The sequence below is a fragment of the Kribbella jejuensis genome, assembly GCF_006715085.1.
Lineage (GTDB): Bacteria > Actinomycetota > Actinomycetes > Propionibacteriales > Kribbellaceae > Kribbella > Kribbella jejuensis.
In genome coordinates, this window is record NZ_VFMM01000003.1 from 630898 (window position 1) to 650477 (window position 19580).

General features: G+C 68.3%; 17 protein-coding genes. 5 read left to right on the top strand and 12 right to left on the bottom strand.

Translation table 11 applies throughout. The annotated features are described in order from the left end of the window. Positions 1-53: 53 nt before the first annotated feature. Positions 54-3854, top strand: coding sequence for a discoidin domain-containing protein (locus FB475_RS30705; protein WP_141860858.1), 3801 nt, complete (start codon positions 54-56; stop codon positions 3852-3854). Positions 3855-3870: 16 nt separating this feature from the next. Then, positions 3871-4959 carry a Gfo/Idh/MocA family protein gene (locus FB475_RS30710; protein ID WP_141860860.1) on the top strand — a complete coding sequence of 363 codons (1089 nt, stop codon included), beginning with the start codon at positions 3871-3873 and terminating at the stop codon, positions 4957-4959. Positions 4960-5020: 61 nt separating this feature from the next. Here FB475_RS30710 and FB475_RS30715 read toward each other — a convergent pair whose 3' ends face one another. From FB475_RS30715 to FB475_RS30745, 7 genes are read right to left on the bottom strand one after another with little or no spacing between them, the layout of a single operon-like run. Beyond that, positions 5021-5578, bottom strand: a complete 558-nt coding sequence (locus FB475_RS30715; RefSeq protein ID WP_141860862.1) for a GNAT family N-acetyltransferase — start codon at positions 5576-5578, stop codon at positions 5021-5023. Beyond that, positions 5575-6834, bottom strand: coding sequence for an ROK family transcriptional regulator (locus FB475_RS30720; RefSeq protein ID WP_141860863.1), 1260 nt, complete (start codon positions 6832-6834; stop codon positions 5575-5577). Before FB475_RS30720 ends, FB475_RS30715 begins: the two co-directional genes overlap by 4 nt. A gap of 49 nt (positions 6835-6883) precedes the next feature. Then, positions 6884-8137, bottom strand: a complete 1254-nt coding sequence (locus FB475_RS30725) for an enolase C-terminal domain-like protein (protein ID WP_141860865.1) — start codon at positions 8135-8137, stop codon at positions 6884-6886. 1 nt (position 8138) lies between these two features. Next, a complete protein-coding gene (locus FB475_RS30730) occupies positions 8139-9014 on the bottom strand; it encodes an NAD-dependent epimerase/dehydratase family protein (protein WP_238332541.1) in 876 nt (291 codons plus the stop codon). Then, complete coding sequence (locus tag FB475_RS30735) at positions 9011-9892, bottom strand: carbohydrate ABC transporter permease (RefSeq protein WP_141860867.1); 882 nt, start codon at positions 9890-9892, stop codon at positions 9011-9013. The genes FB475_RS30730 and FB475_RS30735 overlap by 4 nt, the downstream gene beginning before the upstream one ends. After that, positions 9889-10764, bottom strand: coding sequence for a carbohydrate ABC transporter permease (locus FB475_RS30740; protein WP_238332542.1), 876 nt, complete (start codon positions 10762-10764; stop codon positions 9889-9891). The genes FB475_RS30735 and FB475_RS30740 overlap by 4 nt, the downstream gene beginning before the upstream one ends. A 55-nt stretch (positions 10765-10819) precedes the next feature. Then, complete coding sequence (locus FB475_RS30745) at positions 10820-12211, bottom strand: ABC transporter substrate-binding protein (RefSeq protein WP_141860869.1); 1392 nt, start codon at positions 12209-12211, stop codon at positions 10820-10822. A gap of 185 nt (positions 12212-12396) precedes the next feature. Between FB475_RS30745 and FB475_RS30750 the strand changes: the two genes are divergently transcribed. Further along, positions 12397-12762, top strand: coding sequence for a VOC family protein (locus tag FB475_RS30750; protein ID WP_141860871.1), 366 nt, complete (start codon positions 12397-12399; stop codon positions 12760-12762). 40 nt (positions 12763-12802) lie between these two features. Next, a complete protein-coding gene (locus FB475_RS30755) occupies positions 12803-13294 on the top strand; it encodes a GNAT family N-acetyltransferase (protein WP_141860873.1) in 492 nt (163 codons plus the stop codon). On the opposite strand, the gene FB475_RS30760 is transcribed toward FB475_RS30755, so the two are convergent. The 3 genes from FB475_RS30760 to FB475_RS30770 all read right to left on the bottom strand — a co-directional run bounded on the left by FB475_RS30760 (position 13291) and on the right by FB475_RS30770 (position 16101). After that, the gene (locus FB475_RS30760; protein ID WP_202878615.1) at positions 13291-14346 is read right to left on the bottom strand and encodes a DUF4185 domain-containing protein; all 1056 of its coding nucleotides are present in this window, start codon (positions 14344-14346) and stop codon (positions 13291-13293) included. The genes FB475_RS30755 and FB475_RS30760 overlap by 4 nt on opposite strands. A gap of 206 nt (positions 14347-14552) precedes the next feature. Further along, the gene (locus FB475_RS30765; RefSeq protein WP_141860875.1) at positions 14553-15371 is read right to left on the bottom strand and encodes a sulfurtransferase; all 819 of its coding nucleotides are present in this window, start codon (positions 15369-15371) and stop codon (positions 14553-14555) included. 76 nt (positions 15372-15447) lie between these two features. Continuing rightward, complete coding sequence (locus tag FB475_RS30770; RefSeq protein WP_141860877.1) at positions 15448-16101, bottom strand: thymidine kinase; 654 nt, start codon at positions 16099-16101, stop codon at positions 15448-15450. A 97-nt stretch (positions 16102-16198) separates the two neighbouring features. Here FB475_RS30770 and FB475_RS30775 point away from each other — a divergent pair, with 97 nt between their 5' ends. Next, positions 16199-17842, top strand: coding sequence for a S8 family peptidase (locus FB475_RS30775; RefSeq protein ID WP_238332543.1), 1644 nt, complete (start codon positions 16199-16201; stop codon positions 17840-17842). On the opposite strand, the gene FB475_RS30780 is transcribed toward FB475_RS30775, so the two are convergent. Both FB475_RS30780 and FB475_RS30785 read right to left on the bottom strand, forming a co-directional pair. Then, positions 17839-18960: an alkaline phosphatase family protein gene (locus FB475_RS30780; protein WP_141860878.1), complete on the bottom strand. Its 1122-nt coding sequence runs from the start codon at positions 18958-18960 to the stop codon at positions 17839-17841. The two genes, FB475_RS30775 and FB475_RS30780, sit on opposite strands and share 4 nt — an antisense overlap. A 4-nt stretch (positions 18961-18964) precedes the next feature. Next, positions 18965-19576 carry a DUF5998 family protein gene (locus FB475_RS30785; protein ID WP_141860880.1) on the bottom strand — a complete coding sequence of 204 codons (612 nt, stop codon included), beginning with the start codon at positions 19574-19576 and terminating at the stop codon, positions 18965-18967. Positions 19577-19580 lie beyond the last annotated feature (4 nt).

Sequence of the window (19580 nt, forward strand, 5' to 3'; positions counted from 1 at the left end):
TCCGCGCAGCTGCTCTCGCCTGTCCTTCCAGTCCGCCACCTGGGGGTTCCAGCATGTTTAGATGCTTGCTCGCGCGGGTCCTGCCCGCCGTTCTTCTGACCGCACTGCTCGCCGTGCCGACGGCGCAGGCAGCAACGATGTATCCCAGTGGGGTCGGTGCCGATCTCGGGCCGACTCCGACCACGCTCGGAGTGAAACCCGCTGCCGGGGACGACCCGGCCGGGCTGCGGACCGGTACCGAACAAGGCCGCAGCTACTGGCAGACGAACCAGGCGGCCGGTACTGGCTACCTGGAGTTCGACGTGGATCACGACTACGTCGACGACATCGGCACCGACGACGTCCTGGTGACGGTCACCTATCTCGACACCGGCACCGGCACGCTCGACCTGCAGTACGACGCAAAGACCAACCCGCAGCAGGACGCGACCGACGTACAGCTCACGAACACCGGCCAGTGGAAGACCGGTGTCTTCGCACTCACCGACATCGCGTTCACCAACCGGCTCGGCGACGCCGACGTACGCGTCTTCGGGAGCGCCGACGTCACGATCGCCGGCCTCCGGATCAGTACGGCGGGCGCGTCCGTGCAGCTCGGCGCGACGCCCGTACAGAACGGGATCAGCCCGCGCGCCGGTGACGACGCGGCGCACCTGATCACCGGCGTCCAGGACGGCCGCCCGTACTGGCAGACCGACCGCACCGCTCCGTCGCCCGGCACGAACTTCTTCTACATGAACGTCGCTGACACCTACCTTTACGACAACCGCAGCCTGGTTCTCGTCAGCATCGACTACTTCGACGAGGGCAACGGCCAGTTCGGGCTGCACTACGACTCCCCCGGCGACACGATCCCGGAGAAGTTCAAGAACTCCGAGGTCGTCCGGTACGGCGATTCGAAGACGTGGAAGACGTACACGTTCGCGCTCCCCGACGCGGTGATGACGAACCGTTCGAACGGGAGCGACTTCCGGATCCACAACGGCGACGGCTCGGTCGATCTCAAGGTCGCCGCGGTCCGGGTCGCCAAGGTGGCGTCCACCCTCGACGTCACCGAAGGCCTCGTCGACCTCATCGCGCAGGCCACCCGGGTCGAGAAGGCAGCGCGGGAAGGGACCCGGGACGGGCAGTACCCGGTCGGCAGCCGCGCGACCTTGCAGGAAGCGATCGACAACGCTCAGGCGGTCGCGTCCACGCCGGGCGTCACCGACGTACAGGTCAAGGAAGCGCTGACGGCCCTGCAGGCGAAGCTGGACGCGTTCAACGCCTCGGTCGTCGACACGAACTTCGCCGGCGAGGGTACGGCGTCGGCCAGCGGCGGGACCGGAGCGGCGAACATCAACGACGGGGACGACACCACGGCCTGGACCGGTGGCCCGAACAGCTGGCTGCAGCTCGATCTCGGCAAGCCGCGGCCGGTGAACGACGTGCGAGTGGAATGGGGCGCGGACTACTCCCCCGACTACACCGTGCAGGTGTCGAACGACGGGAAGAAGTTCACCGAGGCCGGCCGGATCGGCTCGCCCGGTGGTGACCAGGTCAGCCGTACCCGGTTCGCCACCGTCAGCGCGCGCTACGTCAGGGTCGCGATGACCGGCGCCGACTCGTTCACCGTCAGGGAACTCCAGCTCAGAGCCGCACCGGTCGTCGCGCCGCAGCCGAAGCTCGTGCAGATCAGCAATCCGACCGAGGACGGCGTGGTCGCCGACTTCGACGCCACTGCGTACGGCGCGGATCCGACCGGCAAACGCGATTCGACGAAGGCGATCCAGCAGGCGATCTACGCCTGTCAGGACGCGGGCGGCGGAACCGTCTGGCTGCCGGCCGGGCGGTACAAGGTGACCGACACGATCGAGGTGCACGGGTTCTGCACGCTGCGCGGCGACCACGGGCCGAAGCTCGGCAGCGGCACGGTCGTGATCGCGGACTTGGCGTCAGGCGACGACGGGCCGAGCCTGTTCCGGATCGGCGGCAGCGCCGGCGTCCTCGGCGTCACGACGTACTACCCGAACCAGAACGCGGCGGACCCGGTGCCGTACAACTACACGTTCGAGATCCCCGGCGGCGCCTGGATCGGGAACGAGAACTACATGATGTCGACGGTCGCCGACGTCACGATGCTGAACTCGTACCGCGGGATCGGCGTCAGCACGATGCCCAACGACCACGGCAACGCACCGAGTTCGGGGCAGGTGCACGAGTCGACGACGATCCGCAACGTGACCGGTACGGCGCTGTTCGAGGGCGCCCGTGCCTACAACGGCGCCGACGTCGGCACCTGGGAGAACGTTGCCTTCAGCAACTCGTACTGGTCGTCGGCGCCTGCCGCCTTCCACCCGCCGGCCCGGACCACGCTCGATACCTGGACCCGCGCACACGGCACCGGTCTCGTGCTCGGTGACCTCGAGTGGGACCAGTTCTACCGGGTCGCCGTGTCCGACTACGCGGTCGGCATCCATGTCGTCGCCGGTCAGCGCGCACAATTCACGGGCAGCTTCCTGCAGCCGGACATCCGCCGGACCGGGACCGGTATCAAGGTCGACGTGATGGACGACCGCTGGGGTATGACACTGGCGGGCGGACATGTGGACGGCGGGATCACGAACAACTCGCGCGGCTACGTGAAGATCACCGGCACCGAGGTCGTCGGCGCGCAGACCGGGATCATCCACCACATGTCCGGTACCGCACCGACGTACACGCAGAAGCCGTTGCCCAAGCCGGTCCAGAAGCTGTACGTCGTGAACGCGCCGCACGGAGTCGGTTACCTGCCCGCCGCGGATGCGACGCGCGACGTGCAGAAGGTGCTCGACCGGGCCGGGCGCGACGGCGGCGGGATCGTGTACCTGCCCGCCGGCTGGTACCGGATCATTACGCATCTGAACGTGCCGGCGAGGGTCGAGCTGCGTGGCGCGTCCGCCGTACCGAACCGGGACGAGGGCGGTTTGAGCGGCGGGACGGTGCTGCAGGCGCTCGAGAAGAACACCGGCACGGCGCTGGTCACGTTGCAGAACCGGGCCGGAGTGCGCGGGCTGCGGGTGTTCTATCCGGAGAACAATCCGGCGGACGGTGTGGTGCCGTATCCGTACGCCATCCGCGGGCACGCCGGCGGGAACTACGTCATCAACGCCGGGTTCCCGAACGCGTGGAACGGGATCGACCTGAGCGGCGACGACGTCGTTGTACGGAAGATCGCCGGCGCGTTCTTCGACCACGCGATCTCGATCGGGGCCGGACGCAACGGCCGGATCGAGGGCGTGCTGTCGAACGGCAACGCGGTGACGCGGGTCGGGTACCAGCAGCCGTACTGGATGAACGAGGGCAACATCTTCGAGCTCGTCATCGACAAGTACATGCGCAAGACCGCGAAGATCGTCACCGTCGACGGCGCACGTGGGTTGACCTTACTGAACGTGTTCGCGTACGGCTTCCACGACGGGCTGGTGGTCAACGACGGGCAGGTCTCCGCGTTCAACCTGGGGACCGACAACCTCGGGAGCGACGGTCACACCGTGCAGGTCGTGAAGGGTGAGGTCGAGGCGACCAACCTGGCCCGGTACAACGGCGCCACGCTGAGCGGTACGGCGACGTTGCACAACGTGATGGTGATCAACGTGGTGCAGCGCAGTGTCAAGGTGCAGCCGAACGGGAACGGTACTGTCGCGATTGCCGGCAACGAGTCCGAGCCCGGAACGTACGAGGTCGGCGCGCAGGTCACCGTGACGGCGACGCCCGGATCGGATAGCGTTTTCCGGGACTGGACCGTGAACGGGACCGTGGTGGCGACAACGCCGTCGTACACCTTCACCGTGGCAACGGACCAGATACTGACCGCCAACTTCACCCTGAAGTAACCGAAGTAGGAGCGAGATGGCTGACACACAACAGCAGGTCGCGATCGTCGGGTGCGGGATCATCGGGCGTACCCACGCCAAGACCGTCGCGGAACGCCCGGACGCGGTCGTCACCGCCCTGGTGGACGGTGACGTCACGGCCCGGGAGGCGCTCCGGGACCAGTTGGTCGAGCTCGGCCGGCCGGAACCGAAGCTGTTCGAGGACCTGACCGCGGCGCTGAGCGGGTCGGACGTCACGCTGGTCGCGATCTGCACCCCGAGCGGTACGCACGCGGCGCTGGCCGAGCAGGCGCTGGACGCGAAGGTGCACGTGGTGATCGAGAAGCCGCTCGACGTCGACCTGATCCGGGCTCGGCGGCTCGGCGCGGCGGCCGCTCGGGCCGCGAACCACGGCGTCGTCGCGTCGGTGATCAGCCAGCACCGGTTCGACGCCGGCAGCGCGGTGGTGAAGCAGGCGATCGACGCCGGCAGGTTCGGGCAGCTGACGTCGGCGGTCGCTTCGGTGGCCTGGTGGCGCAGCGACGAGTACTACGCGTCCGCCGGCTGGCGCGGTACGTGGGCGCAGGACGGTGGCGGCGCGCTGATGAACCAAGGCGTGCACACGGTCGACCTGATGTTGTGGTTCATGGGCCGCCCGGTGACGATCCAGGCGCAAGCGCTGCGGGCCGCGCATCACGCGATCGAGGTCGAGGACACGGTCGTCGCGACCCTCACGTTCGAGAACGGCGCCGTCGGTACGCTGCACGCGACGACGGCGGCGTTCCCGGGCGGCCGCACACGCGTCTCGGTCCACGGCACCCAGGGTGGCGCCGAGGTCGAGGACGACCTGCTCGCCCGCCTGAACCTGGACGGTAAGCAGGAGGACCAGCCGATCGACGTGGGCGATCCCGGCGGTCACACAGCGCAGTACGCCGACATCCTCAAGGCCATCGCCGACGGCACGCCGCCTGCCATCACGGTCCAGGACGCCATCGACGCCCTGGCCACAGTCCGGGCCGTCTACATCGCGTCCACCTTGCAGCGCCCGGTGAAGTTCATCGACGTACTGGAAGGCCGCTACGACGACGTCGATGTCTCCCGAGGCATCGGGCTCCCGCCCAACTGACGGACCGCCAGTCGAAGGACAAGGCCGCAGCTGGCCTCCTCTTTCCGCGAGCTCGGCGCCGCTAGGCGCCGGGCTCGCGGTCGTTCAGGATGCGCTGGTAGAGATTGCAGTCCTGCCACTGGCCGTCGATGTGCAGGTACGTCGGCGCCATGCCGATCTGCTGGAAGCCTGTGCGCTCCAGCACCCGCTGCGACGCGACATTGGCGGTGAGAGTGCTGGCTTCGATGCGGTGGAGTTTCAGCTGCGTGTCGGCGATCTCGGCGACTGCCTCGACGGCGCGGGTCGCCAGGCCGCGGCCGACCGAGTCGACCGAGATCCAGTAGCCGAGGCTCGCACTGCGGAACGGACCGGGGACCAGGTCGCTCAACGTGATCGCACCGACGATCCGGGAACCGGATGCCAGCACCCACGGCACCACCTGGCCGTTCTTGTAGCGCTCGAGCTGGTAGTTCATCCGTTCGACCTGACCGGCCGTCGTGAACCATTTCTCGGTGCGCACCGGCTCCCACGGACGGAGATGCTCGCGGCTCAGAACCTGTTCGTCGGCCAAAGCGGGAGCGTCATCGAGGGTAGCGATCCGGAGTTCGACATCGGGCGTCAGAGGGCGGGGACCAATCACTTGGGCAGCCTACGTGCCTGACTCGACCCCGACACCCGAGGGGTGAACGCGTCGTGGAAGATCGTCGACGCCGCCCCGACCGCGGCCGCGTCGGTCTTCAGCATCGACTCCTCGACCACGACCGGCCGGGTCTCGCGGGCGACCGGATGCGCGTTCACCGCGCGCCCGATCTCGTGCAGGAAGATCTCCGAGATGTCCTTCCCGAACGCCGGCCCACCGAGGACCAGCAGATCGATGTCGAGCAGATCGACGAGCCCGACCGCGCCCTGCCCGATCACTCGAGCCACCTGCCGCACCGCCTGCACGGCGGCCTCGTTGCCAGCGGCCGCCGCGTGACAGACCGCCTTGTACCGCGAGGCTTCGTCGGTCGCGCCCGGATCGGTCTCGACGTACCCGAACTCGGCTGCGATGACGGGCAGCGACGCGGTCGGGTTGCACTCGGGCAGCATCCGCGGCCCGTTCTCCACGTCCCACTCCCCCACGCGCAACGCCGCGACCTGCCCGAACTCACCGGCGTTCGACGTACCGCCGCGGTAGATCGACCCGTTCAGGAACAGCCCGCTCCCCACGCCCGTACCGAGGTACAGGTACGCGAAGTCCCGCGCCCGCGCCGAACGCCCGATCCAGCGTTCGCCGATCGCGGCCGCCGTACCGTCCTTCTCCACGAGCACCGGGTGGTTGAGCCGCTCCTGCAGCAGCTGCCGGATCTTGAGCCCGCGCCAGGCCGGCTGCAACGGCAACGCGAGCAGCGACCCGTCGGCATCGATCGGCCCCGGTACGGCAACGCCGACGCCGAGCATCGACTCCAGGTCCACCTGGCTGATGCTGAGCGCCGCGGTCACAGTCGCCGCGGTCAGATCCACGAGCTTCCCCGCCTCGAGATCCTCCGCCAGGTCGACGGTCTCGCGGCGGACGATCTGACCGTCCAGGTCGACGACCGCGACGGTCAACAGCTCCGGGTCGACGTGGATCCCGACCGCGTGCGCCGCGTTCGAGCGCAGCCGCACCGGCGTCCGCGGTTTGCCGAGCCGCTCGGCCCGCTCCTGCGCCTCCTCCACCAGCAGGCCCTGCTGCAGCAGGATGCGCAGGATCCGGGAGACCGACTGCTGGGTGAGACCGGTACGGCGGGAGATCTCGGTCCGGCTGATGATGCCGGCCAGCCGGATCGTCTCGATGATCACGGCCTCGTTGAACGAGCCCAGGTCGTACTGGTTCGCGCCGGCGCGCCGCACCAGCCCTTCGACCGAATCGCTCATCTCCACCTCCCCATCGTCGTCCCGTACTGGCCGTGATCGTACTGCCGATCTACGGTGCTTCCAGGGCTCCGTCGATCCGCCGTACGCCGGCCGCCCACTCGTCGTGGCCGGACAGCGCCGCCGGATAGCGCGCCGCCGCCTCCTCGTCGAGGTCGATCCCCCAGCCCGGGGCCTCGTTCGGGCGCAGCCAGCCGTCCTCGATCCGCAGCGTGCCGGGGAACACCTCGTGCACGGCGTCGTCGTAGATGTGGCCCTCCTGGATGCCGAAGGCAACGGACGTGACGTCGAGCGCGACGTTCGCCGCGGCACCGATCGGCGACGTGTCGCCAGGACCGTGCCACGCGGTCCGGACACCGCACAGCTCGGCCAGGTCGGCGAGCTTGCGGGCCGGCGTCAGACCGCCGATGTCCGAGACGTGCGACCGGATGAAGTCCACGCCGTGGTCGCGGATCAGCCGGATCGCGTCGTTCATCGACGTGGTCAGCTCGCCGACCGCGAGCGGTACCGGCGACGCGGCCCGGACCTCGGGCAGCCGGTCCCAGTGCTCCGGTGCGAGCACGTCCTCGAGGAAGAACAGGCCGTACGGCTCGAGCGATCGGGCGAGGATGATCGCCTCCTTCGGCGTCAACCGCGAGTGCACGTCGTGCAGCAGTTCGATGTTGTCCGGCAGCGCCTGCCGCGCCTCGGCGAACAACTCCGGCGTCGTGCGCAGGTAGTCGCGTGCGGACCAGCCGTTGTGGTACGGCGCGTTCGGGTAGAGCGTCGCGAGCCGCGGAGCGCCGTACCCACCGCCGCCCGGTGTCGAGACCTGCAGCCGGATGTGCCGCCAGCCCTGCCCGATCAGCTTCTGCGCATGCGTGATCGTGTCCTCGATCGTCGCCCCGCTGGCGTGGATGTACGTGTCCGCGGCGGCGCGGACCTTGCCGCCGAGCAGTTCGTACACCGGCATCCCCGCGCGCTTGCCGGCGATGTCCCACAGCGCCTGGTCGATCCCCGAGATCGCGTTGTTGGTGACCGGGCCGCCGCGCCAGTACCCGGAGTACGACGCGAGTCGCGTCAGGTCACCGATGTCGCCCGGGTAGCGGCCGACGAGCAGCCGGGCAAGGTGCTCGTCGACGAACGTCTGTACCGCCTTCCAGCGCTGCGTGAACGTGGCGCAGCCGAGCCCGTACAGGCCCGGTTCGGTGGTTTCGATCTTCACGACCACCAGTGGGATGCCTTGCGGCGCGGTGACGATCGCCTTGACCGAACGGATCCGGAGGTCGTCACGGACCGGCCACGGCTGGTCGAAGTTCGAGGGCATGTCAGGGCTCCAGGGGAAGGGTCGGAAGGTCGAGTTCGTGCCGGGCCTGGAAGCCCAGCACGGTACGGATGGCGGTCAGGTCGATCGGTACCTCACGGTCCACGAACCGGCGCGCACGCGGCACGTCCGGCGCGAACCGGTCCAGCAGGTCCTCGGTCGCGTACGGCGCGTTGGTGGTGCCGGCCGCGACGAAGAACGTGTGCGCACCGGACAGCGGCGCGGTCAGCGCGAGTTCCACGGCGTACGCCGCGTCCCGGGTGTCGAGGTACGTCCACGCCTCGCGCAGCCCGATGCCCGGGTTCTCCCGCATGTGGTCCGACATCCGCTGCAGGGCCTCGGCCGAGTTCACGTGCGGGAACCGGAACGAGACCACGTCGATCCCCCACCGGCGCCACGCCATCCGTGCGGTGTTCTCGTCGTTCTGCTTGGACAGCGAGTACCAGTCGGCGACGTCGCTCGGCGCCTTCTCGTCCCAGGGGAAGTACGCCGGGCGGATCTCGTGCGGGTTGAACGGGACGCCGGTGGCGTTGATGCTGCTCGCGATCACCGCCCGGTCGATGCCCAGGGCACCGGCCTGCGCGAGCACGTTGAACGTCGACACCACATTGGTTGTGTACACGTCGTACGGCGAACCGGCCGATGGGTGCGGCAGCGCCGCCAGGTGTACGACGTACTCGACACCCTGCAGCGCTCGCGCGACGTCGGTCTCGGACCGGGTGTCGCCGATCAGCACCCGGTCCGCCTTCAGATCGGGGTGTTCGACGTTCGACAACGCGGTCACCTTCGCGCCGAGCTCGTTCAGGTGCTCGACCGTGACCAGCCCGATCCGGCCGGCGGCCCCCGTGACCAGCACCCGCCGGCCGTTCAGTTCACTCACTCTTTGATGCCTCCGGACATTCCTACTCCGCGCAGGAACTGCTTCTGGAACAACAAGAACAGGACCACCGGGATCAGTACCGCCAGGAACAACGCGCTCATCTGCAGTGAGATCTCCGTGGTCTTCTGTACCCTCGGAAGGGCGACCGAGATCGGCTGCAGGCGCGGGTCCGGCAGTACCAGCAACGGCCAGAGGTAATCCTTCCACGAACCGATCACGGTCAGCAGCGCGACGACGCCCACGATCGGCTTCGACAGCGGCAGGATCAGCGCGGTGAACAGCCGCAGGTTGCTCGCCCCGTCGATCCGGGCCGCCTCGATCAGCTCGCGCGGGATTGCGTCGAAGTACCGCTTCATCACCAGCACGTTGAACGCGCCGGCCGCCGACGGCAGCCAGACTGCCCAGAACGTGTTCTGCAGGCTGATCCCGAGCAGCGGCATCTTCAGCACCGTCATGTAGAGCGGTACCAGCGAGATGACCCCGGGCAGGAACAGCGTCGCGAGCACGGCGCCGGTGACGACCGGACCCCACTTCGGGCGCAGGATGCTCAGCACGAAGGCACCCGTCGTACACACGAACAGCGTCGAGAGCATCGACCCGATCGCGATGAACGCGGTGTTGCCGAGGTACGCGCCGATCTGCACGCGGTTCCAGGCGTCCGGGATGTTCTTCAACTGGATCCCCGACGGCCACAGCTGCATCGGCCCGCTGAGGATGTCCTGACTGGTCGAGACGCCGGACTTGAGCAGCCACAGCAGCGGCCCCACACCGGCGATCACGACAGCGACGAAGATCAGCACCTGGATGGCCGGCAGGCCGAAGCGGACCACGCCGCGCTGCCGGTCGGCGGTCGAGATGATTCCGCGTTCATAACTCATGTCGTACTCCAGCGGCGGGTGACGAAGTGGTAGACGGCCGACAGCACGCACAGCACGAGCGCGAGCAGCACGCTGAGCGCGGTGGCGGCGCCGAAGTCACCGTTGATGAACGCGTACCGGTAGATCAGCAGCAGGACGGTCGTGGTCGCGTTGTTCGGACCGCCGCCGGTGAATAGGAACGGTTCGGTGAACACCTGGAACGTCCCGATGAGCTGCAGCAGCATCATGATCAGGATGATTCCGCGGATCTGCGGCAGCGTGACGTGCCAGACCCGGCGCCAGATCCCAGCTCCGTCCAGCTCGGCAGCCTCGTACAACTCCGTGCGTACGCCGGTCAGCGCGGCCAGGTAGATGATCGAGGTCGCGCCGGCGCCGGCCCAGGTGGCCTCCAGAACGATCGCGGGCATCGCCAGCGTCGGCGAGTTCAGCCACGCGAACGGGCCGAGGCCGAACCAGCCGAGGATCGAGTTGAACACGCCCGCGCCGCTCGGGTCGTAGAAGAACGTCCAGAGCAGGATCGCGGCGACCGGCGGTACGACGGCCGGCAGGTACGAGAGCACGTTGTACAGCCACCCGGCCTTGCGCAGTTCGCTGACGAACACGGCCAGGAACAACGGCACCGGGAAACCGAAGACCAGTGCCAGCGCGGCGAAGTACAACGTGTTGAGAGCGGCCTGCGGGAGCTGCGGGTCGGTCAGCACGTAGCTGAAGTTCGACCAGCCGACCCATTCCGGCGCCTGGACCAGGTTGTTCTTCTGGAAGCTCAGGACCAGGCCGCGGACGATCGGGCCCCAGGAGAAGTACAGGAAGATCAGCACCAGCGGCAGGCCGAAGGCGATGCTGCTGAGCCCGCCGGAGCGGTACCAGGTCATGATCGACCTGGCACTGCTCCGGCTCTGCTTGGGCGAGCGTGGCTGGAACATCGGGTTACCGGGCCAGACGCGCGTCGATCTTCGAAGCGGCATCGCTGACCAGCTTGTCGATGTCCACATCCTTCTTCGTCAACACCTGCTGGACCACCGGGTCGAGCAGCGAGTAGACCTCCTGGCCCTTGTTCGGCGGCTCCGGCAGCAGCTTCAGCGACGTGGTCGAGTCGATGTAGCCCTGGAACTGCTTCACCGGGACATTCACGTACGGCTCACGCCACTTGTTGTACTGGTCGTACGTCGCCTGGCTCAGCGGCGAGATGCCGGGACGGCCGACGAAGCCCTTGTCGGCGATCGCGTTCTTCGCGTCCGCCACCGCCGCGGCCTCGTTGGTGTACTTGTCGAACTGGTCGAACTTGATCCACTTCAGCGCCGCGACGATCTCGTTCTTCGTCGCCTTCGGGCTGATCATCTTCAGCGAACCACCGGTCAGCGTGCCGTGCGGCCCGCCGTCCTGCGGCAGCGCGCCCTCACCGAAGTCGGCCGGCTTCATCCCGAACTGCTTGACGCTCATGTCGTACGCGTCCGGCGCTTGCAGCACCATGCCGATCTTGCCGGCCGCGAAGTCCTGGCGGACCTCCTCCTGGTTGTAGAGGAAGCGGCTGCCCATCGAGTTGTCGGTCCAGCGCATGTCCTTCAGCAGCTGCAGCGCCTTCTTGGTCGGCGCGTCGTTGAACGTGGACTTCTTGCCGTCCGGGCTCTCGACCGTGCCGCCCATGCTGTACGTCATCGTGGTCAGCATCCAGCCACCCGTGTTGTTCGTGGTGAGCTGCGCGTACCCGGCCTTGCCGGTCTTCTCCGAGATCTGCTTGGCGTACTGCCGGACCTCGTCCCAGGTCGTCGGCGGCTTGTCCGGGTCCAGGCCGGCCTGCTTGAACAGGTTCCGGTTGTAGGCGAGTCCGACCGAGAACACGTCGGTCGGTACGCCGTAGATCCGGCCGTTGGCGTCCTCGACGATCTTCAGGACGTTCGGGTTCAGGTCCTTGGTCAGGTCGACCAGCTTCAGCTCGTCGGTGATGTCCGGCAGCTGCTTGTTCGGGATCATGTTGGCCGGCTCGGTGAAGCTGATGCTCATCACCGTCGGCAGCGTCCCGCCCGCGACCTGCGCCTGGAAGGTCTGCGCCTGCCAGCTGGTCTCGGTCGACTTCACCGTGATGTTCGGGTACTTCGCCATGAAGTCGCTGACCTTCTGGTTGAAGGCCTTCAGGTCGTTCGGCTTGTCCGGGGTGGGCCGGTCGCCGATCGTGATCGTGACCGGCGCCTTCTCGTCCACGGCCGCGGCACCGCCGCCGGACGACGCCGGGTCCGTCCCCTTCGCACAGCCGGCCGCGAGCATCAGCCCGGCAACCCCCAGGGCGGTTCCGTACCGGCCCCACCTGCGCACTCTGATCATCGGAACTCCTCAGGTTTCCGGATACCGCCGATGTGCTCTGAGCCACACACCGGCCAGGTCCCGAGTAAGTTAAACCAAGCGTGTTACTAACTCAAGACCTTGATCCACCGATCTGCGGTAACGCTTTCGCAACGTCGAACCGGTCGCTCACGCTCCGACGTACCGGACGACGAGAGGAGATCGACATGACCAACCAGGTCGTGCACTTCGAGATCATCGGAACCGATCCGGCCCGGCTGCAGGACTACTACCGCGACCTCTTCGGGTGGAGCTATGACCTCGGCGACACCGTGTCCGAACAGGTGTCCGAGCCGGGGCAGTACGGGTTCGTCGGCGACGCCGGGCTCAACGGCGGCGTCGGTGGCGGTACGTCGCTGCAGCCGAAGGTGCTGTTCTACGTCGGGGTCGACGACGTCGGCACCGCGCTCGCCCGCGCCGACGAACTGGGCGGGACGCGGGTCTTCGGACCGGACGGGGTGCCGGGGAAGCTGGTGGTAGGGCAGTTAACCGACCCCGAGGGGAACCTGGTCGGGCTCGCCGGGCCGCGGTAAACGGGTGGAGGTTGCGGCGGCCGGACGTGAGGATGGGCCCATGGAGCTCCGACCGGCGACCGCGGCCGACTTCCCGTTCCTGATGGAGATGTTGCTCGAGGCGTGCAACTGGGACGGGACGCCTTGGTACGACGAGGCGAAGGTACGGCGGGACGATCACGCCTGGCGGTATCTGGACGGGTGGCCGGCGGCGACGGACTTCGGGGTGGTCGCGGAGGTTGACGGCTCCCCCGCCGGCGCCACCTGGGCGCGGTTGCTGATGTCGGAGCGGCGCGGATACGGGTACGTCGCGGACGACGTACCCGAGTTGACCCTGGGCGTGGCGGCCGGGTTCCGGCGGCGTGGGGTGGGGCGCGGGTTGTTGACGGAGGTGATCGCGCAGGCGCGCGCAGCGTCGTACAGGCGACTGTCGCTCAGCGTGGATCCGGACAACCCGGCGCGGAAGTTGTACGAATCGCTCGGCTTCCGGAAGGTGGGTGTCGTCGGTACGTCGGACACGATGGTGCTGGAGCTCCAGCCGCCGGCGGTTTAGCCGAAGCCGCGGACGCGGAACTGCATCACGCGGTACGGCCAGCCGTCGTTCGTGTTCCACTGGCTGACCGACAGGTGCAGATCCGACAGCGTCGACCCGGGGATGACGTAACCGCCGTACAGCTGAGCCACGTGGTTGTCGTCCTCGGAGCCCCACGCGCCGCCGTAGATGAGGGTCTGCCGGTACGCCGTGTAGAGGTTCGACGTCGGCGTGTCCATGATCATGCCGTCTATCCGGTAGTCGCCGGCGTCGAACCAGGTGAGTACCCATTTGCCGCCGAGCGGCCGGAGGCTCATCTCGCCGAAGCTGCCGTTGAGGATCGGCGTCGCCGGATTGCCCCAGGCCCAGACGCCGTCGCGGTAGCCCCACGGCTCGTAGGCGCCCGGATTCGCGATCTGCTCCTGGCGGACGCGCTTCAGGATGATCGGCTTGTCCCGCTGGAAGCCGGTCGAGTAGACGTACACGTACCCGTCGTTCGCGAGACCCCAGGTGAGCAGCTGGAACATCCCGCCGTCGATGTTCGGGTCGAACTTCGCGCCGGTGTGGTACCAGCTCGCACCGGAGTCGTCGGAACGCCAGATCTCTGTCCAGACAACGTTTCCGAGGCCCTTGTTGACCATCGCGTGCAGGTACATCGAGCCGCCGATCGTGATCACGTCGGACGGCAGCACGGTCGAGAACGTCGGGTTGTCGTGCGGGTAGTCCCAGAGCTGCTGCGCCGCGGCGCCCCCGACGGCACCGGACCACTTCACGCCGGTGCTCAGGTCGGAGGTGGTGGACCACAACGCCACCGGCGAACGCCACCAGCCACCGCCGACCCGCGCGTCCTCGAACGTGTCACCGAACATGAACAACAACCGCCCGTCCGGCGTACGCGCCGGTATCCCAAGATCGGTCGCCGCCATCCGAAACCGGTCGGTCAGTCCTGGCCCGGTCAGGTCGGCGACCTTGTTGGTCAGCACGGCCTGTGTGCTGCCAAATGCCCGGCCCGGTAGAGCCGGCAGCACACCGGCACCGACCGCGGCCTTCAGGAACGTGGATCGCTTCATCATCGCGTGCTGACTCCCAACATCAACGGGGCGGACATGATGGGAAATCGATTTCTCCCTCACCATCCCCCACCACCACGCCGAAAGTCAACCCTCACCCCTCGCCCCTCGCCGCTCCGGGCGGGGTGCCCCGCGTTCGCCGAGTCGTGGAATTCGGTGGGCGACACGCCGCATCCGGCTACCGCGATCCACGACTCGCGGTTACGGGTCTACGTTCCGGTGGCGACCGGGCGGGTCGGGTCGGTCACCCATTCGGACCAGCTGCCGACGTACACCGCCGACCGGATCCCCGCCGACTCCAGCGCCAGCGCCTCGTGCGCAGCAGTCACGCCGGAGCCGCAGTACACGGCAACCTCGGTGTCGTCGGTGACGCCTAGCGCGGTGAATCGCTCGCGGAGCTCGGCGGGGGTGCGGAAGTGCCCGCTCTCGGTGACGTTCGCGCCGGTGGGCGCGTTCACAGCACCCGGGATGTGGCCGGCCACCGGATCCATCGGCTCCACCTCCCCCGCAAACCGCTCCGGAGCCCGCGCATCCAACAAAATCCCCTTGGCAGCCACCGCAGCAGCCCCATCCGCATCCAACACCGGAATATGCCCAGGCGTCGCGGTGACGGTCCCAGAACCATCCGCCGGTACATCGGTTGTCAGTTTTTCGCCGGCGGACTGCCAGGCGGCTAGGCCGCCGTCTAGGACTCGGACGTTGGTGAGGCCGAAGTAGCGGAAGGTCCACCAGGCTCGGGCGGCGGACATGGAGTTGTTGGCGTCGTAGACGACGACCGGGGTGTCGGGCGACGTGATGCCGAGGCGGTGGAAGGTCGCGGTGACGGTGGTTGCGTCGGGCAACGGGTGGCGACCCGGGCCGGGTGGGCCGGCGAGCTCGGTGTCGAGGTCGACGAAGTACGCGCCGGGGATGTGACCGGCGTCGTACGCCGCCTTGCCGGGTGGGCCCGCCAGGTTCCACGTGACGTCGGCGAGTACCACACCGGTACCCAGCGCACGCAGTTCATCGACGGTGATCAACGGGCTCATCCACGTCCTCGCTTCGCTCCGGGCGCGGATGAGACACGGTCCGCGCTGTGTTGTTCGATGAACTCGCTGCGCTCGTTCATGAAGCGGCTCCTCCGAACGGCAGGACCTCGGGTGACAGGGTGGCGCGGGCGCGGGCCTGGGTGAGGCGGCGACGATGGTGCCGGCGGCAGAGGACCTCGTACGCCGGCTCGTGGTCGCGCGTCTCCATGTCGCCCACCACCAGCTGCTCGCCCTCGGTCACCATCTCCCCGCCGATCGTACGGGCGTTGTGGGTCGCACGTTCACCGCACCAGCACAACGCCTCGACCTGCAGCAGTTCCATCCGGTCGGCGAGCTCCACCAACCGCGCCGAACCCGGGAACAACGTGGCCCGGAAGTCCGTCAGGATCCCGAAGCAGAACACGTCGATCTGCAACTCGTCGACCAGCCTCGCGAGCTGCTCGATCTGCAGCGGGCTGTAGAACTGCGCCTCGTCGCAGACCACGTAGTCGACCCGCCCGCCGTGCGTGAGCTCGCCGACCACGTAGTCCCAGAAGTCGAACTCCTCACGCACCTCGACCGCTTCCGCGGACAGCCCGAGCCGGGACGACAGCACGGAGTCGCCGGCCCGGTCGCGGCTGGTGAAGATCCGCCCCACCCGGCCGCGGGCCCTGTGGTTGTGATCCATCTGCAGCGCGAGGGTCGACTTGCCGCAGTCCATCGTGCCGGTGAAGTACAGGAGCTCAGCCACGGGCGATCATCCTGCCAAGTCAACGGCTCGTCGCGCACTCCGGGGTGTGTCGGAGGGGTGGGTTGGTTCCGGAGGCCCGATTCAGTTTGAATGGATCGTGCGCAAACCCCTGCTCCTCGCCCTCGCGGTCTGCCTGCTGGCCGTCTCCGCCACCCTTCCCGTGGCGGCCGTGCCGGAGCGGATCGAGGCCGGGTTGCGGGCGTACTTCGTGATCACCGATCCGGGCCAGACCGGCAAGGTCACCGGTGCCGTCACGCAGAACGGCGGCACGGTGTACGCGACGTACGACGCGATCGGGGTGATCGTCGCGCACTCGACGGCGACCGACTTCGCGGACAAGATGCGCGGCGTCGACGGCGTACGGAAAGCGGGAGCGACGCGGACGTCGGACCTCCCGGCGGACGCGGCCAACCCGGGCATCCCGGCCGCCGTACCGGAGGTGGCGACCGCCCAGCCCGAGGGTGATCGCCCGGACATGACGCAGATCGGGGCCGACCGCGCCTGGGTGAAGAACGTGGGCTCGAAGAACATCACCGTCGGCGTCCTCGACACCGGCGTCGACGACCAGCACCCGGATCTGAAGGCGAACTTCGACGCGACCAGGTCGACGTCCTGCGCGTACGGCAAGGTCGACCCGCGCCCCGGTGCGTGGCGGCCGGTCGGCGAACACGGTACACACGTCGCCGGCACCATCGCCGCCGCGAAGAACGGCGTCGGCATGATCGGCGTCGCGCCCGGCGTAAAGGTCGCCTCGATCCGGATCGCGGAGCCGGGCAGCCAGCTGTTCTTTCCGGAGAACACGGTCTGCGCGTTCATGTACGCCGCCGACAAGGGTGTCTCGGTGACCAACAACAGCTACTACGTCGATCCGTGGCTGTTCAACTGCCCGAGCGACAAGGACCAGGACGCGATCGCGGAGGCGGTACGGCGTGCCGTCGCGTACTCGGACTCCAAGGGCGTCGTGAACGTGGCCGCCGCCGGCAACGAGGACTACGACCTCGCGAACAAGACCGACGACAACACCAGCCCCGACGACTCGACCGTGGCCGACCGTCCAATCACCAACGACTGCATCAGCCTGCCGACCGAGCTGCCGAACGTGGTCGTCGTGGGCTCGGTCGACCCGACCAGCCTGAAGTCCCCGTTCTCCAACTACGGCGAGAACAAGATCAACCTTGCCGCGCCCGGCCAGGCCGTCTATTCGACGGTCCCGGGCGGTGGCTACAAGCTGCTCGACGGTACGTCGATGGCGTCGCCGCACGTCGCCGGTGTCGCCGCGCTGATCCGAAGCGTCGACCCGAAGCTGACGCCGGCCCAGGTCCGCGCCAAGCTCGCGCAGCAGGCCAACGACCTGGCCTGCCCGGCGTCCGGCGCGGGTGAGTGCACCGGGTCCGCCGGCAACAACTCGTTCTACGGCGAAGGTCTGGTGGACGCGGCCGAGGCTGTCGGTGCCGCGGCCGCTCAACCGCAGGGCGCGATCTCGGTCACCCAGCCGTCCGACCAGATCGGTGTCGGCGGTATCCCGGCGATCCCGCTGCTGATGAAAGGTACGGGCGGCACCGGCGACATCAGCTATACCGCGGTCGGCCTGCCGCCGGGGCTGTCGATCGAGAAGACCCGCGGCTGGATCACCGGCGTACTGACACCCGGCGCCGGCCGCTACAAGGTGACCGTCACCGCCCGCGACGGCGAGGCGAAGACTGCGACCACCACGTTCTGGTGGAACGTCTGGAGCTTCTAGTAGCCGGCGTCGACGAGCAGCGGGATCTCCATCTCGTCGGCGGTCAGCGAGCCGTGCAGGCCGATGAGCCCGGCTTCTTGCGGATGCCGACGGCTTGCCACCAACGCGATCGGGCCGAGCGCCGCGACGATGACGTCACCGAGCCGAGGCGAGACCCGGTCCTCGACGGTGGCGCCGAACCACCCGCGGTCGATCGCCTCGGCGCGTGACAAAACCAGCGCCTTGTCGCCCACGCGATGCCGGTACGCAGCCAGTACGTCGGCCTCCGCGCCGGGCACGCAGTACAGATGACGGAACCGGGACTCGCCGCCGATCAGGCTGACGCCGTCGGTCAGCGCCGGCTCGGCGTCGATGTCGACGCGGTGTTCGGGTGCGACGTCGATCATGCCGTGGTCGGCGACGACGAGCAGTACGGCGTCGCGCGGCAGCGCTGATCGCACCTGCTGGGCGAAGGTGTCGGCCGCGGTGAGTTCCTTCTGCCACTGCCACGAGTCGCAGCCCTGCTGGTGGCCGATGTAGTCGAGCTGCGAGTCGTACACGTACACCAGCGACGACCGACCTTCACGGCTCGCGAACCGCGTCGCGTCCAGCCGATCCTCAACGGTATCGGCGCCTCGGTGTGCGGTCCCCCGGAACGCGGCAGCGGTCAATCCAGATTTCTCGAAGCGCCCCTTGCTCACATTGCGGGTCGCGACGCCGGCGGCCGCGATCCGGTCGAACACTGTCCCGTGCGGCTGCCAGCGCCGCGGATCGACCGGCGCATCCCACTGCAGCGCGTTCAGCAATGCGCCGCTCTCCGGGACGATCGACGTGTACCCGACGATCCCGTGCGCGCCGGGCGGGAGGCCGGTCCCGAGGCTGGTCAAACTGACCGCGGTCGTGGAGGGCACGCCCGCGGTCAACGACCGTCCGGCCAACGACGACAGGTACGGCGCGGCGTCGGCGTACCGCTGGAGGAGGTTCCAGCCGAGGCCGTCGAAGAGCAGCACCGCGTACCGCGAGGCGGCGGGCAGGCCGAGGACGTTGGACTCCCCCGGCACCGCCAGCGCACCGGCAACCGAGGGCAGTACGTCGGCGAGTGCGCCACCGCCGTACTGCGGGGCAACCGGCTCGATCACGGCGCTACCGAGTGGTCGCGAACGACAGGGCCTTGGCGAACTCGAGCACCTGCTGGATCCCGGCCGGTCCGTCCGCCGCGGCGCTGATCCGCAGCGAGATGTCGTCGGCGGCGACCGAACCGGTGTAGCCGTGGTCGGCCTCGCAGTTCGGGTCGGCGCAGACGGCCGGCTCCAGGTCGATCCGGTTCACCATCCCCCAGCCGATCGTCAGCACCACCTCACCGCTGCCGGCCACCGCCGGGTCGGCTTTGCCCGAGGCATAGCCGGCCGGATTCGGCACGACCCGGTTGACCACGACCGCGTTCACCCGGTGCAGCGGGATCGCCTCGGTCGAGGTGGACGCGTAGGGCGCGCGGATCAGCTCGTCGGCGGCGTGTTCGTCGGTGTGACCGACGATCAGCCGGGTCGGGGTGAGCGCCAGGATCGTGATGTGCCGCCGGACCTCGTCCCGGTCGAACGTCGGCTCGTGCTGCAGCATGTAGGCCCGGATCGGCTCGCCGGCGATCGCCACCTCGAGCGAATCGGTCACCACGTCGGGGTAGTAGCCGCACCGATCGATCGCGGCGCGCAGGTCCGCCGACGCGTCCGCGAGCTCCGGTGTATTCAGGTCACGCATGCCC